At 62.9% G+C, this 20,337-nt stretch carries 14 protein-coding genes and 1 pseudogene; 10 read left to right on the forward strand and 5 right to left on the reverse strand.

What is annotated here, in order from left to right:
• Nucleotides 1–45: 45 nt before the first annotated feature.
• Nucleotides 46–390: an aspartate-semialdehyde dehydrogenase gene (locus DGA31_RS00750; RefSeq protein WP_109511227.1), complete on the reverse strand. Its 345-nt coding sequence runs from the start codon at nucleotides 388–390 to the stop codon at nucleotides 46–48.
• A 229-nt stretch (nucleotides 391–619) separates the two neighbouring features.
• On the opposite strand from DGA31_RS00750, the gene rapA reads away from it, so the two are divergent.
• The gene (gene rapA, locus DGA31_RS00755; protein WP_056834796.1) at nucleotides 620–3,466 is read left to right on the forward strand and encodes an RNA polymerase-associated protein RapA; all 2,847 of its coding nucleotides are present in this window, start codon (nucleotides 620–622) and stop codon (nucleotides 3,464–3,466) included.
• 198 nt (nucleotides 3,467–3,664) lie between these two features.
• Here the strand turns inward: rapA and DGA31_RS00760 are convergent, their stop codons facing one another.
• Entirely contained in the window at nucleotides 3,665–4,990 is a 1,326-nt protein-coding gene (locus DGA31_RS00760) for a spinster family MFS transporter (protein WP_109511228.1), read from the reverse strand.
• Nucleotides 4,991–5,263: 273 nt separating this feature from the next.
• Here DGA31_RS00760 and DGA31_RS00765 point away from each other — a divergent pair.
• Nucleotides 5,264–7,421, forward strand: a pseudogene (locus tag DGA31_RS00765) (putative bifunctional diguanylate cyclase/phosphodiesterase); the annotation flags it as partial.
• A 216-nt stretch (nucleotides 7,422–7,637) separates the two neighbouring features.
• Here DGA31_RS00765 and DGA31_RS00770 read toward each other — a convergent pair.
• A complete protein-coding gene (locus tag DGA31_RS00770) occupies nucleotides 7,638–7,943 on the reverse strand; it encodes a DUF2288 domain-containing protein (RefSeq protein ID WP_056835340.1) in 306 nt (101 codons plus the stop codon).
• A gap of 418 nt (nucleotides 7,944–8,361) precedes the next feature.
• Here DGA31_RS00770 and DGA31_RS00775 point away from each other — a divergent pair, with 418 nt between their 5' ends.
• The 7 genes from DGA31_RS00775 to DGA31_RS00805 all read left to right on the forward strand — a co-directional run bounded on the left by DGA31_RS00775 (nucleotide 8,362) and on the right by DGA31_RS00805 (nucleotide 16,071).
• Nucleotides 8,362–9,489, forward strand: coding sequence for a branched-chain amino acid ABC transporter substrate-binding protein (locus DGA31_RS00775; protein ID WP_109511230.1), 1,128 nt, complete (start codon nucleotides 8,362–8,364; stop codon nucleotides 9,487–9,489).
• A 201-nt stretch (nucleotides 9,490–9,690) separates the two neighbouring features.
• Nucleotides 9,691–10,620, forward strand: coding sequence for a high-affinity branched-chain amino acid ABC transporter permease LivH (gene livH, locus DGA31_RS00780; protein ID WP_056834788.1), 930 nt, complete (start codon nucleotides 9,691–9,693; stop codon nucleotides 10,618–10,620).
• Nucleotides 10,617–11,873, forward strand: coding sequence for a high-affinity branched-chain amino acid ABC transporter permease LivM (locus DGA31_RS00785; protein ID WP_109511231.1), 1,257 nt, complete (start codon nucleotides 10,617–10,619; stop codon nucleotides 11,871–11,873). The genes livH and DGA31_RS00785 overlap by 4 nt, the downstream gene beginning before the upstream one ends.
• Nucleotides 11,870–12,637, forward strand: coding sequence for a high-affinity branched-chain amino acid ABC transporter ATP-binding protein LivG (gene livG / locus DGA31_RS00790; RefSeq protein WP_056834784.1), 768 nt, complete (start codon nucleotides 11,870–11,872; stop codon nucleotides 12,635–12,637). The genes DGA31_RS00785 and livG overlap by 4 nt, the downstream gene beginning before the upstream one ends.
• Complete coding sequence (locus tag DGA31_RS00795) at nucleotides 12,638–13,339, forward strand: ABC transporter ATP-binding protein (RefSeq protein ID WP_056834782.1); 702 nt, start codon at nucleotides 12,638–12,640, stop codon at nucleotides 13,337–13,339.
• Between the two features lie 166 nt (nucleotides 13,340–13,505).
• On the forward strand, nucleotides 13,506–14,189 hold the full coding sequence (locus DGA31_RS00800; protein ID WP_109511232.1) for a COG3650 family protein: 684 nt from the start codon (nucleotides 13,506–13,508) through the stop codon (nucleotides 14,187–14,189).
• A 268-nt stretch (nucleotides 14,190–14,457) separates the two neighbouring features.
• Nucleotides 14,458–16,071 (forward strand): NAD(P)/FAD-dependent oxidoreductase, encoded by a 1,614-nt coding sequence (locus DGA31_RS00805; protein WP_109511233.1) that lies wholly within the window; start codon nucleotides 14,458–14,460, stop codon nucleotides 16,069–16,071.
• Here DGA31_RS00805 and DGA31_RS00810 read toward each other — a convergent pair.
• Nucleotides 15,984–17,054 (reverse strand): helix-turn-helix domain-containing protein, encoded by a 1,071-nt coding sequence (locus DGA31_RS00810; protein ID WP_109511234.1) that lies wholly within the window; start codon nucleotides 17,052–17,054, stop codon nucleotides 15,984–15,986. The two genes, DGA31_RS00805 and DGA31_RS00810, sit on opposite strands and share 88 nt — an antisense overlap.
• Before the next feature lie 240 nt (nucleotides 17,055–17,294).
• Here DGA31_RS00810 and DGA31_RS00815 point away from each other — a divergent pair, with 240 nt between their 5' ends.
• Nucleotides 17,295–19,004: a GMC family oxidoreductase gene (locus DGA31_RS00815; protein ID WP_109511235.1), complete on the forward strand. Its 1,710-nt coding sequence runs from the start codon at nucleotides 17,295–17,297 to the stop codon at nucleotides 19,002–19,004.
• Nucleotides 19,005–19,018: 14 nt separating this feature from the next.
• Here the strand turns inward: DGA31_RS00815 and DGA31_RS00820 are convergent, their stop codons facing one another.
• Entirely contained in the window at nucleotides 19,019–20,113 is a 1,095-nt protein-coding gene (locus tag DGA31_RS00820; protein ID WP_109511236.1) for a PLP-dependent cysteine synthase family protein, read from the reverse strand.
• Nucleotides 20,114–20,337 lie beyond the last annotated feature (224 nt).

Consider the following 20,337-nt stretch of genomic DNA (forward strand, 5'->3'; position numbering starts at 1 on the left):
GACCGGGCTCAATGATGCGTCATCGCATCGACACGGCCAGATGTATCAGACCTCGACGTCCACCCACAAGCCCTGGCGCGGCTCATTGTCGATCAGCGGCACCACCGGTACGGTGTTGTCGGCGTTGAGCGAGTTGCCGGGAACGACCAGCAGTTCGTCGTCATGATCGTGTTCGGGCGGTGCATCACCACGTTGCTGGCGCTGTTGACGCTCCTGCTCTTCGCGCAGCAGCAGTGCCGAGCGCTCGGCGTCTTCGTAACGCAGGTCGATGGTGGTCTCGCTGGAACTCGGTTGCACCGGCGCAACAGGAGGGACGTCCGGCAAGCGCTTGGCCGGGTCCAGTTGCGAGGTCACAGGGACCACACTTAAAGGAAGCATCGGTTGCAACATGGTTTGTTCTCCTGTTATCAGGCTTTCGGCGGCCACTTCCTCAACTTGAGGGCACCCATCAGCCTTTACGGCAGAAACTTTTCGACTACGTTTTAAGCTATTAGTGCCCCCTGACTGACAGGATGAGTGTCTCGACAAGCGAAAACCTGCGGTTTTTTCATGTCGCCTTTGGTCTTGGGCAGCAGGTTCCGTTACCATAGCCCGCTTTTTCATCGCGGAGACAGGCAGCATGGCGCAGCAGTATCAACCGGGGCAACGCTGGATCAGCGACAGCGAAGCCGAGCTGGGATTAGGCACCGTTCTGGCACAGGACGGCCGCTTGTTGACCGTGCTCTATCCGGCCACTGGCGACACCCGCCAGTACGCCCTGCGCAACGCGCCCTTGACCCGCGTGCGCTTCTCCCCTGGTGACCTGATCACCCATTTCGACAACTGGAAGCTGACCGTACGCGAAGTCGAAGACGTCGACGGCCTGTTGGTCTACCACGGCTTCAACAGCCAGAACGAGCTGGTGACCCTGCCGGAAACCCAGCTGTCGAACTTCATTCAGTTCCGCCTGGCCACCGACCGCCTGTTTGCCGGGCAGATCGACCCGCTGTCCTGGTTCTCGCTGCGCTACCACACTCTGGAGCACACCAGCCGCCAGCTGCAATCCTCGCTATGGGGCCTGGGCGGTGTACGCGCCCAGCCGATCGCCCACCAGTTGCACATCGCCCGTGAAGTGGCCGACCGCATTGCGCCGCGGGTCCTGCTGGCCGACGAAGTGGGTTTGGGCAAGACCATCGAAGCAGGCCTGGTGATCCACCGTCAGTTGCTGTCCGGCCGCGCCAATCGCGTGCTGATCCTGGTACCGGAAAACCTCCAGCACCAGTGGCTGGTGGAAATGCGCCGTCGCTTCAACCTGCAGGTCGCGCTGTTCGACAGCGAACGCTTCATCGAAAGCGATGCCAGCAACCCGTTCGAAGACACCCAACTGGCGCTGGTGGCGCTGGAGTGGCTGGTCGAGGACGAAAAGGCCCAGGACGCGCTGTTTGCCGCCGGCTGGGACCTGATGGTGGTCGACGAGGCTCACCATCTGGTCTGGCACGAAGACAAGGCCAGCAGCGAATACTCGCTGGTCGAGCAACTGGCCGAGGTCATCCCCGGCGTGCTGCTGCTGACCGCAACCCCGGAACAACTGGGCCAGGACAGCCATTTTGCGCGCCTGCGCCTGCTTGACCCGAACCGCTTCCATGACCTGGCAGCCTTTCGCGCCGAGAGCGAGCATTACCGCCCGGTTGCCGAAGCCGTCCAGCAGTTGCTCGACCAGGGCAAGCTGTCGGCCGAAGCCACGGCCACCATCGTGGGTTTCCTGGGCGACGAAGGCGAAACCCTGATCAAGGCGGTCAATGCCGGCGACGACGAAGCCAAGGCGCGGCTGGTCCGCGAACTGCTCGACCGCCACGGCACCGGCCGCGTGCTGTTCCGCAACACCCGTGCCGCCGTGCAGGGCTTCCCGCAACGTCAGTTGCACGCCTACCCGCTGCCCAACCCGGACGAGTACATGGAACTGCCGCTGGGCGAGCATGCCGACCTGTACCCGGAAGTGAGCTTCCAGGCCCAGGCCGACACGGGTGACGAGCAACGCTGGTGGCGCTTCGACCCACGGGTCGAGTGGCTGATCGACACCCTGAAAATGCTCAAGCGCGTCAAGGTGCTGGTGATCTGCGCCCACGCCGAAACCGCCATGGACCTGGAAGACGCCCTGCGCGTGCGCTCCGGCATCCCGGCCACGGTGTTCCATGAAGGCATGAATATCCTGGAGCGCGACCGGGCGGCAGCCTACTTCGCCGACGAAGAGTTCGGCGCCCAGGTGCTGATCTGCTCGGAAATCGGCAGCGAAGGCCGCAACTTCCAGTTCGCGCATCATCTGGTGCTGTTCGACCTGCCCTCGCACCCCGACCTGCTGGAGCAGCGCATCGGCCGCCTGGACCGGATCGGCCAGAAGCACACCATCGAACTGCACGTGCCGTACCTGGAAACCAGCCCGCAGGCGCGGCTGTTCCAGTGGTACCACGAAGCGCTCAATGCTTTCCTCAACACCTGCCCGACCGGCAACGCCATGCAGCATCAGTTCGGCCCGCGCCTGCTGCCGCTGCTCGAAGGCGGTGACGATGAGCAGTGGCAAGCCCTGATCGACGAGGCCCGCAGCGAACGCGAGCGCCTCGAAGGCGAGCTGCACAGCGGCCGCGACCGCTTGCTGGAGCTTAACTCCGGCGGTGCGGGCGAAGGCGAAGCACTGGTCGAGGCGATCCTCGAGCAGGACGACCAGTTCTCCCTGCCGATCTACATGGAAACCCTGTTCAACGCCTTTGGCATCGACAGCGAAGACCATTCGGAAAACGCCCTGATCCTCAAGCCCAGCGAAAAGATGCTCGATGCCAGCTTCCCGCTCGGCGACGACGAAGGCGTGACCATCACCTACGACCGCAACCAGGCGCTGAGCCGCGAAGACATGCAGTTCATTACCTGGGAACACCCCATGGTGCAGGGCGGCATGGACCTGGTGTTGTCCGGCTCGATGGGCAACACCGCCGTGGCCCTGATCAAGAACAAGGCGCTCAAGCCGGGCACCGTGCTGCTGGAGTTGATCTACGTCAGCGAAGTGGTCGCCCCGCGCGCCCTGCAACTGGGTCGCTACCTGCCACCGGCGGCACTGCGCTGTCTGCTGGACGGCAACGGCAACGACCTGTCGGGCCGGGTGTCGTTCAACACCCTCAATGACCAGCTCGAAAGCGTGCCACGGGCCAGCGCCAACAAGTTCATCCAGGCGCAGCGCGATGTGCTGACACCGAAGATCAACTCCGGCGAAGCCAAGATCGCCCCGCGTCATGCCGAGCGCGTGGCCGAGGCCCAGCGTCGCCTGGCCGCCGACACCGAAGAAGAACTGGCGCGCCTGACCGCCCTGCAAGCGGTCAACCCGACTGTGCGCGACAGCGAACTGGAAGCCCTGCGCAAGCTGCGCGAGCAAGGCCTGGCCATGCTCGACAAGGCCGCGCTGCGCCTGGAATCGATCCGCGTGCTGGTGGCCGGCTGATTTCTTGTGCTTGAAACAGCCCTGTAGAAGATTACCCGCCGCCCTGGTGCCACGCCAAGGCGGCGGGGCCAGGTAGGAGCGCGCTTGCCCGCGACCGGCTGCGTTAGCAGTCGTAAATTTTCAGCGGCCACACAAATTTTGCGAGCGCTGCGCACTCGGTCGCGGGCAAGCGCGCTCCTACAGGTCGAGCGGTTATTGCTACATCCTGGCCTGCATCGCTTCGGCGTCGCGTCCGAAGCTGCGGGTGGCCAGCAGCAGGCACACCAGGGTCGCCAGCAAGGCCGCCGGGATCAGGTACAAGGCGCCATGCAGGCCGACCGCCTTGAAGGTTTCGGTCATCTGCGTGGCGCCGGCGCCCAGCATTGCCTGTTGGGCAAAATGGTCAGACAGCAGGCCTACCATCACCGGCCCCAGGCCACCGCCCAGCAGGTATAACCCGGCAAAGAACAACGCCATGGCCGTCGCCCGCAAGCGGGGCTCGACCACGTCCTGAATGGCCGGATAGACGCAGGTATAGAAGTTATAGGCAAACAGCCAGCCCAGGCTGAACACCGCCACGAACAAGGTGATGGCCACCAGCCCCGCGTGCAGGGCATAGCCGGTGGCCAGGGTGGCGACCAGCATGCTGAAGGCGGCAAACCACAGACGCCCGGTGATCGAGCGCTCGTGCAGCTTGTCAGCCACCACCCCGCCCAGTGTCAGGCCAAACAGACCGGTCACGCCGACGATTACCCCGGTGGCCACGGCCGCCTCCTGCAAGGACACCTGGAAATAGCGCTGCAGCATCGGCACCATGAACGAATTGCAGGCATAGGCAGCAAAGTTGTAGGCCAGCCCTGCCAGCATCAGCCAGCGGAAGGTGGCAATGCCCAGCAGCCGACGGATGGGCCGCTCGATCCTGGCCTGCGACATCACCCCGCCCTCTGCCGCGCCCCGCTGTGGCTCGCGAATGAAAAGCATGAACAACGCCAGGATCAGGCCCGGCACGGCGGCAATGAAAAACGGTGCGCGCCAGCTGTCGAAGGCCTTGACCAGCGCCCCGATGGTAAAGAACGCCAGCATCAGGCCCAGCGGCAGGCCGAGCATGAAGATGCCCATGGCCCGTGCCCGGCGCCGGGCCGGGAACAGGTCGCCAATCAACGAATTGGCCGCTGGCGCATAACTGGCCTCGCCGATGCCCACGCCCATGCGCACCAGCACGAACGCCCAGAAACTGCTGACCATGCCATTGACCGCGGTCAGCGCGCTCCATACGGCCAGGCCGCCGCCCATGATCGCCTTGCGTGAGCCGTTATCGGCCAGGCGCCCCAGCGGCAGGCCGGCAATGGCATACACCAGGGTGAAGGCGGTGCCCATCAGCCCCAGTTGAAAGTCGCTCAGGTGCCACTCAAGGCGAATGGGCTCGGTGACGATCGAGGGGATGGCCCGGTCGAAAAAATTGAACAGGTTGGCCAGGAACAAGAGAAACAGCACGCGCCAGGCATTGCTGGCCTGGGTAGAACCATCCGGCAGGGGTTTGTTCATGCAGGCATCCTTGCGGTGCGATCAGATTGATACAGCGGCGTACTCAGCCTAGGCCATGATCACGGGCAACCACCGGGCATAGTCTGTAAACATTCGTTACTAAACCCTCACGCCCTCTCCTCCCGGTTCAATCCACCCCGGCAGATTAATTGCAGACAAATTAATCACCGATGGAACTGGCGAGTTTTTATCAGCTTCTATACTGGTACTCGACTCGCCACAGGAGCGGCTTTGCGCCCTTGGCGACCCTGCAGTGAACAGATAGGGCTCGCTATGGAATGGCCGGGGTTGCATGTGTTTGTCGGCCTGCCGACGACGGGACAAGTGCTGATCGACTGCACCCATAATGTCTTTCTCATTGCGCTGGCCTATGGCGTGATCTGTGCGGCGTGCTTTGCTACGGTGGACATCGCCGACCGGGCCATTCATGTCGAGGCCCGGCATACCCGGCAACTCTGGAAATGCCTGGGCGCTTTATGCCTGGCAGGCGGTGTCTGGGCCATGCATTTCATCAGCATGCTGGCGTTCCAGGCCCCGCTGAATATCACCTTCGACCTGGGCATTACGCTTGCCTCGTTGCTGATCGTCTTGTTTGCCGGTGCGCTGGCGATCCGCAGCCTGTGCCAGGACACCCTGACGATCCCCAGCGCGATGTTCAACGCCGTACTGATCGGCCTGGCCATCAGTGCCATGCATTATGTCGGCATGGCGGCCATGCGCTCCGACGCCCGCCAGCATTACGAGCCGACCCTGTTTGGCCTGTCGATCCTTGTGGCGATCCTGGCCAGCGCAGCGCTGCTGGTGGCTCCCCGGTTGCTGCGCAAGAACCGTGGCCTGTTTCATCAGCTGTTCCGCTATGGCGCCAGCCTGCTGCTGGGCGCCGGCTTGCTGGCCATGCACCTGGTCGGCATGCATGCCCTGCACCTGGTGCTGCCCGAAGGCAGCGTCCCGCAACTGCCCAATACCGAGAACAGTCAGCAACTGGGCCTGACCCTGGCCACCATTACCTTGCTGATCATCGCCGGCAGCATCAGCGCCGCGATGGCCGACAAGAAGCTGCAAGGCAAGGAGCGTGACCTGCAGCGGGTCAACGCCCTGCTCACCCAGCTCGACCAGGCCCGGGTGTCGCTGCAGCAAGTGGCGCATTACGACCCGCTGACCAACCTGGTCAACCGTCGCGGCTTCAACCAGCTGTTTGCCGAAAGGCTCGCCGAGCACACCACGACACAAGGCCTGCTGGCCGTCATGTTTCTGGACATCGACCACTTCAAGCGCATCAATGACAGCCTGGGCCATGATGCCGGCGATGAGCTGCTCAAGGTGATCGCCGAGCGCATCCGCAGCGCCACCCGCGTGCAGGACGTGGTCGCCCGCTTTGGCGGCGATGAATTCTGCATCCTGATCAGCATCCCGCATTACGAAGAGGCCAGGCACCTGGCCAACCGGGTCATGCAAAAAATGAAAGAGCCGATCGCCCTGGCCGGGCGTCGCATGGTGATGACCACCAGTATCGGCATTGCAGTGTTCCCCCGCGACGGCTCGACCACCGACGAACTGCTCAAGCATGCCGACCTTGCCCTTTATCAGTCCAAGGGCAACGGCCGCAACCGGGCGAACTTCTTCAACCCCGCACTCAAGACCAAGGCCAGCCTGGAACTGCACCTGGAAGAAGAACTGCGCAATGCCCTGCGCGAGGAAACCGGCCTGCAGGTGTATTACCAGCCCATCATCGACCTGCGTACCGGGCATGTGGCCAAGCTCGAAGCGCTGGTGCGCTGGGAACATCCGCAACATGGCCTGCTGACCCCGGATCGCTTCATCGGCATTGCCGAAGCCAACGGCCTGATTGCCGAACTGGACAACTGGGTGCTGCGCCGGGCCTGCAAGGATCTGGGCGCCTTGCGCCTGGACGGGTTCGAGCAGTTGATCATTGCAGTGAACTGCTCGGCCCTGAACCTGGCCCGTGAAGAACTGGGCGATGAAGTCGAGAACGCACTGCGCCAGGCCGACGTCGCGCCGGGGCGGCTGGAACTGGAGGTGACCGAAAACGCCCTGATGGGCAATATCAGCAACACCATCGTGCTGCTCAAACACATCCGCAGCCTGGGCGTGTCATTGTCGATCGACGATTTCGGCACCGGTTACTCGTCGCTGGCCTACCTCAAGCGCCTGCCGCTGGACACCTTGAAGATTGATCGCTCATTCATTCAGGACATTCCCCGCTCGCCCCAGGACATGGAAATCGTTCATGCAATCATCGTCATGGCCCATACCCTGCAGCTGAAGGTAGTTACCGAAGGCGTCGAAACACCGGCACAGCTGGAGTTTCTCAGCCAGTACGCCAGCGACTATGTGCAGGGCTATCTGTTCAGCAAGCCGCAACCGCTGGAGCGCCTGCTGCCGATGATCACGCAGATGAACCAGCGTGAGGCCGCCAGCCTGTGGCCGGCCACCCTGATGCTGCAGGACCGGCTCCTGGAGGACAATGAGCCCAGGTCACTGGACCTGTTCAGCGACCTGCCTGTACCGACAGGCCATCGTGCGTCAGGCAATCCGCTACGCACCAAGCGCACACGGTGGTCGGATTGAAGACAGACTGGCAAGACACCATAACAGCGCATCAATCCGCACCAAAAAGGCGCATTAATCAGCTGCTTGCTCTTTCCTGGATCAGGATCCAGGGCGAAACCACCACGGCCCACAGCTGCGCATCACGTTCGAAGAAGTCCAGCGCCCTTGTTTCAGACACCTTGGCCACTTGCCCGGCCTCCATCCAGGTCGCCAGGGTGGCAGCCTTGTCTTCGGCCAGCGCCTCGCCCACCGCGATCAGGTCAAGCGCAGCGTCGACCCACAACAGGGCACCCTTTGCAAAGAATGGTTGCAATTGATGCCAGGGAATAATCGCCGTCTCACCGAGGATTTTGGCATAGAGGGTGCTTGGTTCTTGGTTCATGGGTTTTACCGAGTGAAAAATCGACGTAATCATAGCGCCGCCTTTTCCGGATAAACACCGGCAACATCCGCATACGCGGGCAATTACGGCTTTTCGACGGCACTGAAGGTCAACGCCTGACCGTGTCGACACCGTAGCGAAAGGCTGCACCCACGTGGCACCAGTAACACCGCATCTCACCTGAACGGCTGCCGACAACGCGTCGAAAGCCGAACATGACAGCGTAATTATGTAATTTCCTGTCGATCAGGCGACATGCAGCGATTCTTATCCGAACTGCCAGCTTTTCAATCGATCCAGCGGCACTCTAAACTGTGCCGGTACAGTTGGCAGGGCGGGAAAGACCGGTCGCACCCCATCCGGTCCTGCAGCCTTGGCCGTCAGGATTATAAAAACTACAACGCAAGAGTGGAGCATCATGATCAAGGGTACCAAGAAGCTTTCCAAGCTGTTTGCGGCACTGGTAATGGCAGGCGTTGCAAGCCATTCGTTCGCGGCCGATACCATCAGGATCGGCATCGCAGGCCCCAAGACCGGCGCTGTAGCCCAATACGGCGACATGCAGTTCAGCGGTGCCAAGATGGCCATCGAGCAGATCAACGCCAAGGGCGGTGTCGATGGCAAGAAGCTTGAAGCGGTCGAGTACGACGATGCCTGCGATCCCAAGCAAGCGGTCGCCGTGGCCAACAAGATCGTCAACGATGGCGTGAAGTTCGTCATCGGCCACCTGTGCTCCAGCTCTGCCCAGCCGGCTTCGGATGTCTACGAAGACGAAGGCATCATCATGGTGACGCCAGCCGCCACCAGCCCGGAACTCACCGCCCGTGGCTACAAGCTGGTGTTCCGCACCATCGGCCTGGACAGCGCCCAGGGCCCGGCCGCCGGCAACTACATTGCCAAGCAGGTCAAGCCCAAGGTCGTGGCCGTCATTCACGACAAGCAGCAATACGGTGAAGGCATCGCCACGGCCGTCAAGCAGACCCTGGAAAAAGACGGCATCAAGGTCGCCCTGTTCGAAGGCGTCAATGCCGGCGACAAGGACTTCTCCTCGCTGATCGCGAAGATGAAGCAGGCCAACGTCGATTTCGTCTATTACGGCGGCTACCACCCGGAGCTGGGCCTGATCCTGCGCCAGGCCCAGGAAAAAGGCCTGAAGGCCGGCTTCATGGGTCCTGAAGGCGTGGGTAACGCGTCGATCTCGCAGATCGCCCAGGATGCCTCCGAAGGCCTGCTGGTCACCCTGCCGGCTTCGTTCGACCAGGACCCGGCCAACAAGGCGCTGGTCGATGCGTTCAAGGCCAAGAAGGAAGATTCCAGCGGCCCGTTCGTGTTCCCGTCCTACGCGGCTGTGCAGGTCATCGCCGACGCCATCACCCTGGCCAAGAGCGAAGACACCGACAAGGTCGCGGCCGCCCTGCGCGCCAACACCTTCAAGACGCCGACCGGCGACCTGGCCTTCGATGACAAGGGCGACCTGAAGGACTTCAAGTTCGTGGTCTACACCTGGCACAAGGACGGCACCAAGACCGAAGCGCCAGTGAAGTGATTTCACCCCTTCGATGAATACCAGAGCCCACTGCAATCGCAGTGGGCTTTGTTTTGCGAGGTGCATGGCGTCCACAAGACGCCACACGTACCCGAACAACTCGAAGCCGTGCCCGAGGCTCAGCGGGCTTGTGCCAACGTGGAGCGATACCACGCGCGCAAGCACACAACGACTGCCGTGCAGGTTTTCAGGAGCGCTGTAATGCCCGAGATAGACATCTATCACTTCTTTCAACAGCTGGTTAATGGCATGACCATTGGCAGCACCTACGCCTTGATCGCCATTGGCTACACCATGGTCTACGGCATCATCGGCATGATCAACTTCGCCCACGGCGAGGTGTACATGATCGGTTCCTACGTGGCGTTCATCGCCATCGCAGGCCTGACCATGATGGGCCTGGGCAGTCTGCCCTTGATCATCACTGCCGCCTTCGTGGCCAGCATCGTGGTGACCAGTGCCTACGGCTACACCATCGAACGGGTCGCCTACCGGCCGCTGCGTGGCAGCAACCGGCTGATCCCGCTGATTTCCGCCATCGGCATGTCGCTGTTCCTGCAGAACACGGTCTTGCTGTCGCAGGACTCCAAGGACAAGTCGATCCCCAACCTGATTCCGGGCAACTTCGTGTTCGGCTCGGCCAGTACCCATGAAGTGGTCATTTCCTACATGCAGGTGCTGATCTTCGTGGTCACCGTGATCACCATGCTGGCCCTGACCTGGTTCATCTCGCGTTCGCGCCTGGGTCGTGCCTGCCGCGCCTGCGCCGAAGACATCAAGATGGCCAACCTGCTGGGTATCAACACCAACAACATCATTGCCCTGACGTTCGTGATCGGTGCGGCCCTGGCGGCCGTGGCGGCCGTGCTGCTGAGCATGCAGTACGGGGTGATCAACCCCAACGCGGGTTTCCTGGTGGGTATCAAGGCGTTCACTGCGGCGGTCCTGGGCGGTATCGGCAGCATTCCCGGCGCCATGCTCGGTGGCCTGGTGCTGGGCATTGCCGAAGCCTTTGGTGCTGATGTATTCGGCGACCAGTACAAGGATGTCGTGGCGTTCAGCCTGCTGGTGCTGGTGTTGCTGTTCCGCCCGACGGGCCTGCTGGGTCGTCCGGAGGTTGAAAAAGTATGAGCAAGAATCTCAAATCGGCGTTTTTCAGTGCCTTGCTGGTGCTCGCCGTCGCCTACCCGGTACTGGGCCTGAAGCTGGAGATCGTCGGGGTCAACCTGACCGTCATCAATGCCAGCAGCTCGACCATCGCCATCATCCTGGGCTGCGCCCTGGTGATCTTCCTGCGCGTCCTGTTCCACGAACAGATTGCGGCCCTTTGGCGCTCCTCGCCCGGCTTGCCGGTGGTGCCGGCCAAGGCCAGCAATTTCCTGACCCTGCCGAGCACCCAGCGCTGGATCATCCTGGCCATGGTCATGGTCGCGCTGGTCTGGCCGTTCTTCGGCTCGCGCGGCGCGGTGGACATCGCCACCCTGATCCTGATCTACGTGATGCTGGGCCTGGGCCTGAACATCGTGGTGGGCCTGGCCGGCTTGCTGGACCTGGGTTATGTAGGCTTCTACGCCGTGGGTGCCTACAGCTACGCCCTGCTGTCGTTCTACCTGGGCTGGGGCTTCTGGATCTGCCTGCCGATCGCCGGGATGATGGCGGCACTGTTCGGCTTTCTGCTGGGCTTTCCGGTGCTGCGCCTGCGCGGTGACTACCTGGCCATCGTGACCCTGGGCTTCGGCGAGATCATCCGCCTGCTGCTGCGCAACATGACCAGCGTCACCGGCGGCCCCAACGGCATCAGCAACATCGAGAAGCCGACCTTCTTCGGCCTGTCGTTCGAGCGCAAGGCCGCTGAAGGCATGCAGACCTTCCACGAGTTCTTCGGCCTGCCGTACAACTCGATCAACAAGGTGATCTTCCTGTACCTGGTGGCGCTGATGCTGGCGCTGGTGGCGTTGTTCGTGATCAACCGCCTGCTGCGCATGCCCATCGGACGTGCCTGGGAAGCGCTGCGCGAAGACGAGATCGCCTGCCGCGCGCTGGGCCTGAACCCGACCATCATCAAACTGTCGGCTTTCACCCTGGGCGCAGCGTTCGCCGGTTTCGCCGGCAGCTTCTTCGCCGCGCGCCAAGGCCTGGTGACCCCGGAATCATTCACCTTCATCGAGTCGGCCATCATCCTGGCCATTGTCGTGCTGGGCGGCATGGGCTCGCAGCTGGGCGTGATCCTGGCCGCGATCGTAATGATCCTGCTGCCTGAACTGATGCGTGAATTCAGCGAATACCGCATGTTGATGTTCGGCGCCCTGATGGTGCTGATGATGGTCTGGCGTCCTCAAGGCTTCCTGCCCATGCAACGTCCTCATATGGAGCTGCGCAAATGAGCCGCCCACTATTGCAGGCCTCGGGCCTGTCCATGCGCTTCGGCGGCCTGCTGGCCGTCAACGGCGTGGCCCTGACCGTCAATGAAAAGCAGGTCGTGTCGATCATCGGCCCCAACGGTGCCGGCAAGACCACGGTGTTCAACTGCCTGACCGGCTTCTACAAGCCGACCTCCGGCACTATCCTGCTCGACGGCGAGCCGATCCAGGGCCTGGCCGGGCATCAGATCGCCCGCAAGGGCGTGGTGCGCACCTTCCAGAACGTGCGCCTGTTCAAGGAAATGACCGCCGTGGAAAACCTGCTGGTTGCCCAGCACCGCCACCTGAACACCAACTTCCTGGCCGGCCTGTTCAAGACCCCGGCGTTTCGCCGCAGCGAGCGCGAGGCCATGGAATACGCCGAGTACTGGCTGGAAGCGGTCAACCTCAAGGAATTTGCCAACCGTCCGGCCGGCACCCTGGCCTACGGTCAGCAACGGCGCCTGGAAATTGCCCGTTGCATGATGACCCGCCCACGCATCCTGATGCTCGACGAGCCGGCCGCCGGCCTCAACCCGCGAGAAACCGAAGACCTCAAGGCCCTGATCGGCGTGCTGCGCAACGATCACAACGCCACGGTGCTGTTGATCGAGCACGACATGAAGCTGGTCATGAGCATTTCCGACCACATCTTCGTGATCAACCAGGGCACGCCCCTGGCCAATGGCGTGCCCCAGGAGATCCGTGACAATCCGGACGTCATCAAAGCCTATCTGGGGGAAGCGTAAATGCTCCAGTTCGAGAACGTTTCGACCTTCTACGGCAAGATCCAGGCGCTGCACAGCGTCAATGTCGAGGTGCGCAAGGGCGAGATCGTCACCCTGATCGGTGCCAACGGTGCCGGCAAATCGACGTTGCTGATGACCCTGTGCGGCTCACCGCGGGCCCACAGCGGCAACATCCGCTACCTGGGCGAGGAACTGGTCGGCCAGGAGTCTTCGGTGATCATGCGCAAGAGCATTGCGGTGGTGCCTGAAGGCCGCCGCGTGTTCGCCCGCCTGACCGTCGAGGAAAACCTGGCCATGGGCGGTTTCTTCACCGACAAGGGCGACTATCAGGAGCAGATGGACAAGGTGCTGCATTTGTTTCCGCGTCTGAAGGAACGCTTCAGCCAGCGCGGCGGCACCATGTCCGGCGGCGAGCAGCAAATGCTCGCCATCGGCCGGGCGCTGATGAGCAAGCCCAAGCTGCTGCTGCTCGATGAGCCATCGCTGGGCCTGGCGCCGATCATCATCCAGCAGATCTTCGACATCATCGAGCAACTGCGCCGCGATGGCGTGACGGTGTTCCTGGTCGAGCAGAACGCCAACCAGGCCCTGAAGATCGCCGACCGCGCCTATGTACTGGAAAACGGCCGGGTGGTGATGGAGGGCTCGGGCGAGCAATTGCTGACCGACCCGAAAGTGCGCGAGGCGTATCTGGGCGGTTGAGTCCTTGCGCCTTGTTCGCTGCGAGCCGCTCCTACGACTTGCCTCATCGGTAGGAGCGGCTTCAGCCGCGAAGCACATGAATGAACAATGCCTGACATCGCACGCTTCCCTCTTGAGATCCATTCCCACCCTGCGTAACGTGGCACCTCCTGTCTGGAGGCTGCCCATGTCCGTTGTTCGCACCGCCCTTGTATGTTCTCTGTTGCCCCTGTTCGCCGGCTGCCAATGGCTGGGGCTGCAATCGCAGGCGCCTGCCAGGGTGTCCACGGCCAGCATGGTCCGCATGCAGGGCGATCTCACCGGCGAAGCCGGAAAGCTGCTGTTCGAACCCTGCCATGAGCGGCGCCGCTATGTCGTGCTCGATCGCGGTGCTACCGGCATCCTGCAGGAGGCGGCAAGCCTGGCGGACAGCCAGAACCGCGTGTTCGCCGACCTGCGCGGCCACTTCACGGCCAGCAAGGCCGCCGGCAGCGACGGCCAGCTTGATCTTCACCAGCTGTACCGCGTCGAACGCACCGGAACCGCCTGCGAAGACCCCAACTTCAAGCGCCTGACCCTGCACGCCGAAGGCCTTGATCCAGTCTGGAGCGTCAATGTCAGCGGCAAGGGCATGATCATCGACGTCGCCGGGCAGCCGCCCGTCGCCCTGCCTTACCTCGAAGAACAACTGCCCGATGGACGCTTCAACCTCAGCAGCGAAGCCAACGGCCAGCGCGTCGAACTCTGGGTTGCACCGCAGCGTTGCGTCGACAGCCGGAACGGTGCGGTGCGCCACCTGAGCGCCGAGTTGCGCGTGAATGGCACGACCGTGCGCGGGTGTGGGTACTACGGCGGCGCACGCAACGATTAGGGTCTGTTGCCGTTTCATCACGGCCGCGCCGGCGCCCGTTTTGCCGCGAGGCAAGGCAGGAGCCGCGAAGTCTGGTCATTCCAGATGAGTGGCGAGTAACGCAGTATCGCGGCAAAACAGGCCCGGCCCTTTACGCTAATCGGCGGCGCTCACCGACTTTTCGTACAGAGCCCAAACGCACAACATCTGGTTGGCGATGCCGCTTATAATGCCCGGTTCTTGTAGTGCTGCCGGGCTGGACCTGCGGCCCGGAAACTGGATCTTTTCAATGTTACGAATCAACGAACTCAAGCTGCCCCTGGATCACCCAGAAGAGGCACTGCGCAACGCCCTGCTGGAGCGCCTTGGCATCGACGGCAGCGAGCTGCTGGACTTCAGCGTGTTCAAGCGCAGCTATGACGCGCGCAAGAAATCCTCTGAATTGCTGTTCATCTACACCCTGGACTTCAGCGTGCGCGATGAAGCCGCCCTGCTCGGCAAGCTGGCCCACGACCACCAGATTGTCCCGGCGCCGGACGTCAGCTACACATTCGTCGGCCATGCTCCCGAAGGGTTCAGCACCCGCCCGCTGGTGATCGGCTTTGGCCCGTGCGGCATCTTTGCCGGCCTGTTGTTGGCGCAGATGGGCTTCAAGCCGATCGTGCTGGAGCGCGGCAAGGAAGTGCGCCAGCGCACCAAGGACACTTGGGGCCTGTGGCGCAAGAGCGTCCTCAACACCGAATCCAACGTGCAGTTTGGCGAGGGCGGTGCCGGGACCTTTTCCGATGGCAAGCTCTACAGCCAGATCAAGGACCCGAACTTCCTGGGTCGCAAGGTGCTGCACGAGTTCGTCAAGGCCGGCGCGCCGGACGAGATCCTTTACGTCAACAAGCCGCACATCGGCACCTTCCGCCTGACCGGCATGGTCGAGAACATGCGCGCCGAGATCATCGCGCTGGGTGGCGAGGTGCGTTTCGAGCACAAGGTCAGCGACCTGTTGATCGATGACGGCCAGTTGCACGGCGTCGAGCTGGCCAATGGCGAGCGTATCGAGTCGCGCCATGTGGTGCTGGCCCTGGGTCACAGCGCCCGGGACACCTTCCGCATGATGCACAGCCGTGGCGTGTACATGGAAGCCAAGCCGTTCTCGGTGGGCTTTCGCATCGAACACCCGCAATCGCTGATCGACCAGGCGCGCCTGGGCAAATACGCCGGCCACCCCAAGCTCGGCGCCGCCGATTACAAGCTGGTGTACCACGCCAGCAACGGTCGCTCGGTCTACAGCTTCTGCATGTGCCCTGGCGGCACCGTAGTGGCGGCGACCTCGGAACCGGAGCGGGTGGTCACCAACGGCATGAGCCAGTATTCGCGCAACGAGCGCAATGCCAACTCGGGGCTGGTGGTGGGCATCGACCCGGAGCGTGACTATCCGGGCGGCCCATTGGCCGGTATCGAACTGCAGGAGCGCCTGGAGTCGCTGGCCTATACGCTGGGCGGCGGCACCTACGAGGCCCCGGCGCAACTGGTCGGTGACTTCATGGCCGGGCGGCCGTCGACGGCGCTGGGCAGTGTCGAGCCGTCCTACAAGCCGGGCGTCAAGCTGGTGGACCTGGCCGAGGCGCTGCCGGCCTTTGCCATCGACGCCATTCGCGAAGCCCTGCCGGTGTTCGACCGGCAGATCAAGGGCTACGCCCTGCACGACGCCGTCCTGACCGGGCTTGAAACCCGGACCTCGGCACCGGTGCGCATTACTCGTGGCGCCGACCTGCAAAGCCTTAACGTCAAGGGCCTGTACCCGGCCGGTGAAGGCGCAGGCTATGCCGGCGGCATCCTGTCGGCCGGCGTGGACGGGATCCGTATCGCTGAAGCAGTGGCGCGTGATCTGCTCGGGATCCCCGGTTGATCCGCCCCTGATGGCCCAGCCACGCACGCCTCGCGCGCCTGGCTGGGCGTGATCCCGAACCGGGCCTTGAACGCCCGGGCAAAATGCGCCTGGCTGGTAAAGCCGTGGCGATAGGCGATCTCGCTGACATCCAGCCCCGCCCCCCGCCGACCGGCCAGCAGCTCACGGGCCTGAAGCAGGCGCTGCTCCAGAATGAACCGGCTGGGCAGCGTGTCTTCCAGCGCGAACAAGCGCGTCAGGTGCCGCGAGGAAATGCCGATCTGCAGGGCCACCCGCTCGCAGCTGAGCGCCGAGTCGCCCAGTTGCGCCTGGATGCACTGCTTGGCCGCCAGCAGGTAAGACGCACTCAGGGCATTGATGCGTCCCGTGCCCAGTTGCCCGGCAATGATATTGCCCAGCAGTTCGAACACCTGTTCCTTGTAGACCGTGGCCTGTTCACAGTCCGGGCGCCGGAAAAACGCGCCGGTCTGTTCGCCCAGTGTGCGCAGCAGCAAGCGTTGCACGCTGTTGTCGGCGCTGATCTTCAATGACTTGCCGAACTGCCTCAGGCAGCGTTCGGCAAACTGCACCTGCGGGATATCGAAAATGAACTGCTCGCAGGGGCCGGAAAAGCCGATCAGGTAGGGTTTGTCGGTGCGGTAGATGATCAGTTCGCCCGGCGCCAGTAACTGACAATCGCCGTCCTGGTAAAAGAACGACCCACTGCCGGTTACCAGCGCCACGAACACCGACTCCTTGGGCACAGTGCGGATCATCGTGCTGTCGCGTTCGACGACATGCTGGTTGCCGGCCACGCGGGCCAGGGCCAGTTCATCCAGCTGCAGGTTATCCTGGCGGCCGACGAAGCCGCTCTCGCACCAGCTGTTGCACTTGAGCCCCACCAGCGAGGCGGCGTTGTACTGCTCCCAGAAGGCCAGCCGCTGCTCCGGCGCTATGGTCTGGGTGCTGGCGTGACGGATTTCGAGCAGTGCGTTTGACGTCATTATTGTTTTTTTCATGGGTGACGGGTTCCGCAGGAGCGACAAGGTGGAATGGCGAGCCTTGCCCATTCATTAACATATGAACCTTGGACCTTGTCAACGCTTGCCACGCGGATCCACGAGCGCCTGGCCGTCTTGTCCGATCGCGGCAACAAACCGGTCCGATCCAATCAAACCGGCACGTGGCGTCGGCTTTAAAGTCCTCCTGAATGTCCCTCCCACGACAACAATCAGAGGCCGACCATGCCCGTATCCCCCCCACTTCCTGCCCGCAACGCCCCACGCTCGTTCGACTACATTGTGGTCGGCGCCGGATCGGCCGGTTGCGTACTGGCCAACCGGTTGTCTGCCAATCCGCAGACCACGGTCTGCCTGATCGAGGCCGGCCCCAGCGATCAAAGCCTGTTGCCCGGCGCCTATGTGCGCACGCCGGCCGGCATCATCCGCCTGATCGCCAACCCCAGGTGGAACTGGATGCATCAGTTCAGCGCCCAGAGCGACAGCGGCGAGCGCACTATCCCCTGCCCGCGTGGCCGGCTGTGGGGCGGCTCCAGCGCCATCAACGGCATGATCTACATTCGCGGCCATCGCAATGATTACGACCGCTGGGCAGCCGCCGGCAACCAGGGCTGGAGCTACGACGAACTGCTGCCATATTTCCGCCGCTCGGAACACTTCGAGCCCGGCGACTCGCCCTGGCATGGCCAGCAAGGCGAGCTGAACGTGGCCAGCCTGCGCAGCCCGGCCCCGGTCAATCAGGTGTTCTATGACGCTGCCGCCGAACTGGGCTGGCGCTATAACCCCGACTTCAACGGCGAAGAACAGGAAGGCTACGGGCCTTTTCATGTCACCCAGATCAACGGCGAGCGCTGCAGTGCTGCACGGGCTTTTCTGCACCCGGCGCTGGCACGCCCCAACCTGACGGTGCTGAGCTCGACCCTGACGCATCGGGTCCTGCTGCAAGGAAAACGGGCCACGGGCGTGGAGATCAGCCAGAACGGCAGCGTGACGCAGGTACAGGCCCGCCGCGAGGTCATCCTCAGTGCCGGCTCGATCAATTCGCCGCAATTGATGCTGTTATCGGGCATAGGCCCTGCGCAGGAACTGGCCCGTCACGGCATCGCCCTGCAACATGAACTGCCCGGTGTGGGCCATAACCTGCAGGACCACCAGGATGTGGTGCTGATGTACCGCAGCGACCATGACTTGAGCTATGGACTGTCAGCCAAGGGGCTGTGGCCGCTGGCAACCTCGCCTCTGCACTACCTGGCGCGCCGCCAGGGGCCGCTGACTTCCAACACGGTGGAATCGGGGGCATTCCTGCGCCTGTCGCCGGACGATGAGGTGCCGGAGCTGGGCCTGATCGTGGCCCCGGCCCTCAAGAACCAGCCGCAGCGCCTGGTGCCGGTCGGCCATGGCATCAGCCTGCACATTGGTGTCATGCACCCGCAAAGCCGCGGGCAGGTACGACTCAACTCCGCCGACCCGCATGACAAACCCATTATCGAGGCCAATTTCCTCAGCCATCCCGAGGACCTGCGCAAGCTGGTGGCCGGTGTGCGCCTGGTGCGCCAACTGGCCGACACCCGGGCCTTTGCCGTCCGTCTCAAGGGCGAGCTGATTCCCGGCCGGGCCATCGACAGCCAGGCCGGGCTCGAACAATGGGTGCTCAATAACCTGGGGACTGTCTTCCACCCGGTGGGCACCTGCAAGATGGGCCACGACGATCTGGCGGTGGTTGACGACCAGTTACGGGTTCATGGCCTGCAGGGACTGCGCGTGGCCGACGCCTCGATCATGCCGACCCTGACCACCGGCAACACCAATGCCGGCGCGATCATGATCGGTGAAAAAGCGGCCGATATGTTGCTGGCCACACCGCTGAAGGCCATTGAGCAAGACCCGGCACACCCGCTGGCCCGTGCCGGGCAACGGGAGGCGGTGTCGGTGTGAGCCGCACAGCCGGCTCAGATACCCTGGCGCGCAACACCCTCGGGCAAGGGTGCGCCTTGCTCGGCGCAGGCAGCCACCGCGTCGATCAGCCCCGGCAACTCAAAGCCCTGGGCCTTGAGCCAGGCGTCATCGTAATAAGTGCTGGCGTAGCGCTCGCCACCGTCGCACAGGATCGCCACGATCGAGCCCTGCTCACCGGCCTGGGTCATCTGCCAGGCCGCCTGCAAGGCACCGATCAGGTTGGTGCCGCTGGAGCCACCGACCTTGCGGCCCAGGCGCCCGGCCAGGTAGTGCATGGCCGCCAGCGACAGCGCATCCGGGACCTTGACCATCGCATCGATGACCTGCGGCAAAAAGGAGGCCTCGACCCGTGGCCGGCCAATGCCTTCAATGCGTGAGCCATGGTCCAGGCGCAGGGTCGAGTCACCGCTGCAGTACGCCTCGAAGAACACCGAGCGCTCGGCATCGGCACACAGTACCCGGGTGTCGTACTGGCGATAGCACACATAGCGCCCCAGGGTCGCGGTGGTGCCTCCGGTGCCGGGGCTGGAGACCAGCCAGCTCGGCTGCGGATAACGCTCCAGGCGCATCTGCTGGAAGATCGACTCGGCAATGTTGTTGTTGGCGCGCCAGTCGGTGGCGCGCTCGGCATAGGTGAACTGGTCCATGAAATGCCCGCCGCTTTCCCGGGCCAGCCGCTCGGACTCGGCGTGAATGCGCGTCGGGTCATCGACCAGGTGGCACTGCCCGCCATAGAAGGCGATCTGCTCGATCTTGATCCTGGAGGTGCTGGCGGGCATCACGGCGATGAACGGCACGCCCAGCAGCCTTGCAAAATAGGCTTCCGACACCGCCGTGGAACCGCTTGAGGCCTCGATCACCGGCGCGCCGGGCTTGAGCCAGCCGTTGCACAAGGCATACAGGAACAGCGAGCGGGCCAGGCGATGCTTGAGGCTACCGGTGGGGTGACTGGACTCGTCCTTGAAATACAGGTCGACACCGGGCAGGCCGGGCAAAGGCAATGGAATCAGGTGGGTATCGGCACTGCGCTGGAAATCGGCTTCGATGATGCGGATTGCATTGCGGACCCACTGGCGGTTATTGCTCATTGATCGTTTGCTCCCAAAACCCTAAAAGACCTTCGAACTGCCAGGCATGCAACGACAGGCCGCTATTTTAGGAAGAGTCCTACAGCACAAGTAGATACAGCCACGCAGTAATTAACCCTGTGATTGTTAGACTTTCGCGCACTTTGGCGAACGCTGCCAGGCCACTCACAATGGCCGCAGGCCGTGCCCAATCAGCCAAAGCGTCGATTCCCTGTCAACCTTCG

The organism is Pseudomonas ovata (genome assembly GCF_003131185.1).
GTDB lineage: Bacteria > Pseudomonadota > Gammaproteobacteria > Pseudomonadales > Pseudomonadaceae > Aquipseudomonas > Aquipseudomonas ovata.

What these genes read in the sequence shown, in the direction of transcription:
- DGA31_RS00750 (WP_109511227.1), bottom strand. Translation starts at nt 390, where the DNA reads ATGTTGCAACCGATGCTTCCTTTAAGTGTGGTCCCTGTGACCTCGCAA.
- rapA (WP_056834796.1), top strand. Translation starts at nt 620, where the DNA reads ATGGCGCAGCAGTATCAACCGGGGCAACGCTGGATCAGCGACAGCGAA.
- DGA31_RS00760 (WP_109511228.1), bottom strand. Translation starts at nt 4,990, where the DNA reads ATGAACAAACCCCTGCCGGATGGTTCTACCCAGGCCAGCAATGCCTGG.
- DGA31_RS00770 (WP_056835340.1), bottom strand. Translation starts at nt 7,943, where the DNA reads ATGAACCAAGAACCAAGCACCCTCTATGCCAAAATCCTCGGTGAGACG.
- DGA31_RS00775 (WP_109511230.1), top strand. Translation starts at nt 8,362, where the DNA reads ATGATCAAGGGTACCAAGAAGCTTTCCAAGCTGTTTGCGGCACTGGTA.
- livH (WP_056834788.1), top strand. Translation starts at nt 9,691, where the DNA reads ATGCCCGAGATAGACATCTATCACTTCTTTCAACAGCTGGTTAATGGC.
- DGA31_RS00785 (WP_109511231.1), top strand. Translation starts at nt 10,617, where the DNA reads ATGAGCAAGAATCTCAAATCGGCGTTTTTCAGTGCCTTGCTGGTGCTC.
- livG (WP_056834784.1), top strand. Translation starts at nt 11,870, where the DNA reads ATGAGCCGCCCACTATTGCAGGCCTCGGGCCTGTCCATGCGCTTCGGC.
- DGA31_RS00795 (WP_056834782.1), top strand. Translation starts at nt 12,638, where the DNA reads ATGCTCCAGTTCGAGAACGTTTCGACCTTCTACGGCAAGATCCAGGCG.
- DGA31_RS00800 (WP_109511232.1), top strand. Translation starts at nt 13,506, where the DNA reads ATGTCCGTTGTTCGCACCGCCCTTGTATGTTCTCTGTTGCCCCTGTTC.
- DGA31_RS00805 (WP_109511233.1), top strand. Translation starts at nt 14,458, where the DNA reads ATGTTACGAATCAACGAACTCAAGCTGCCCCTGGATCACCCAGAAGAG.
- DGA31_RS00810 (WP_109511234.1), bottom strand. Translation starts at nt 17,054, where the DNA reads ATGACGTCAAACGCACTGCTCGAAATCCGTCACGCCAGCACCCAGACC.
- DGA31_RS00815 (WP_109511235.1), top strand. Translation starts at nt 17,295, where the DNA reads ATGCCCGTATCCCCCCCACTTCCTGCCCGCAACGCCCCACGCTCGTTC.
- DGA31_RS00820 (WP_109511236.1), bottom strand. Translation starts at nt 20,113, where the DNA reads ATGAGCAATAACCGCCAGTGGGTCCGCAATGCAATCCGCATCATCGAA.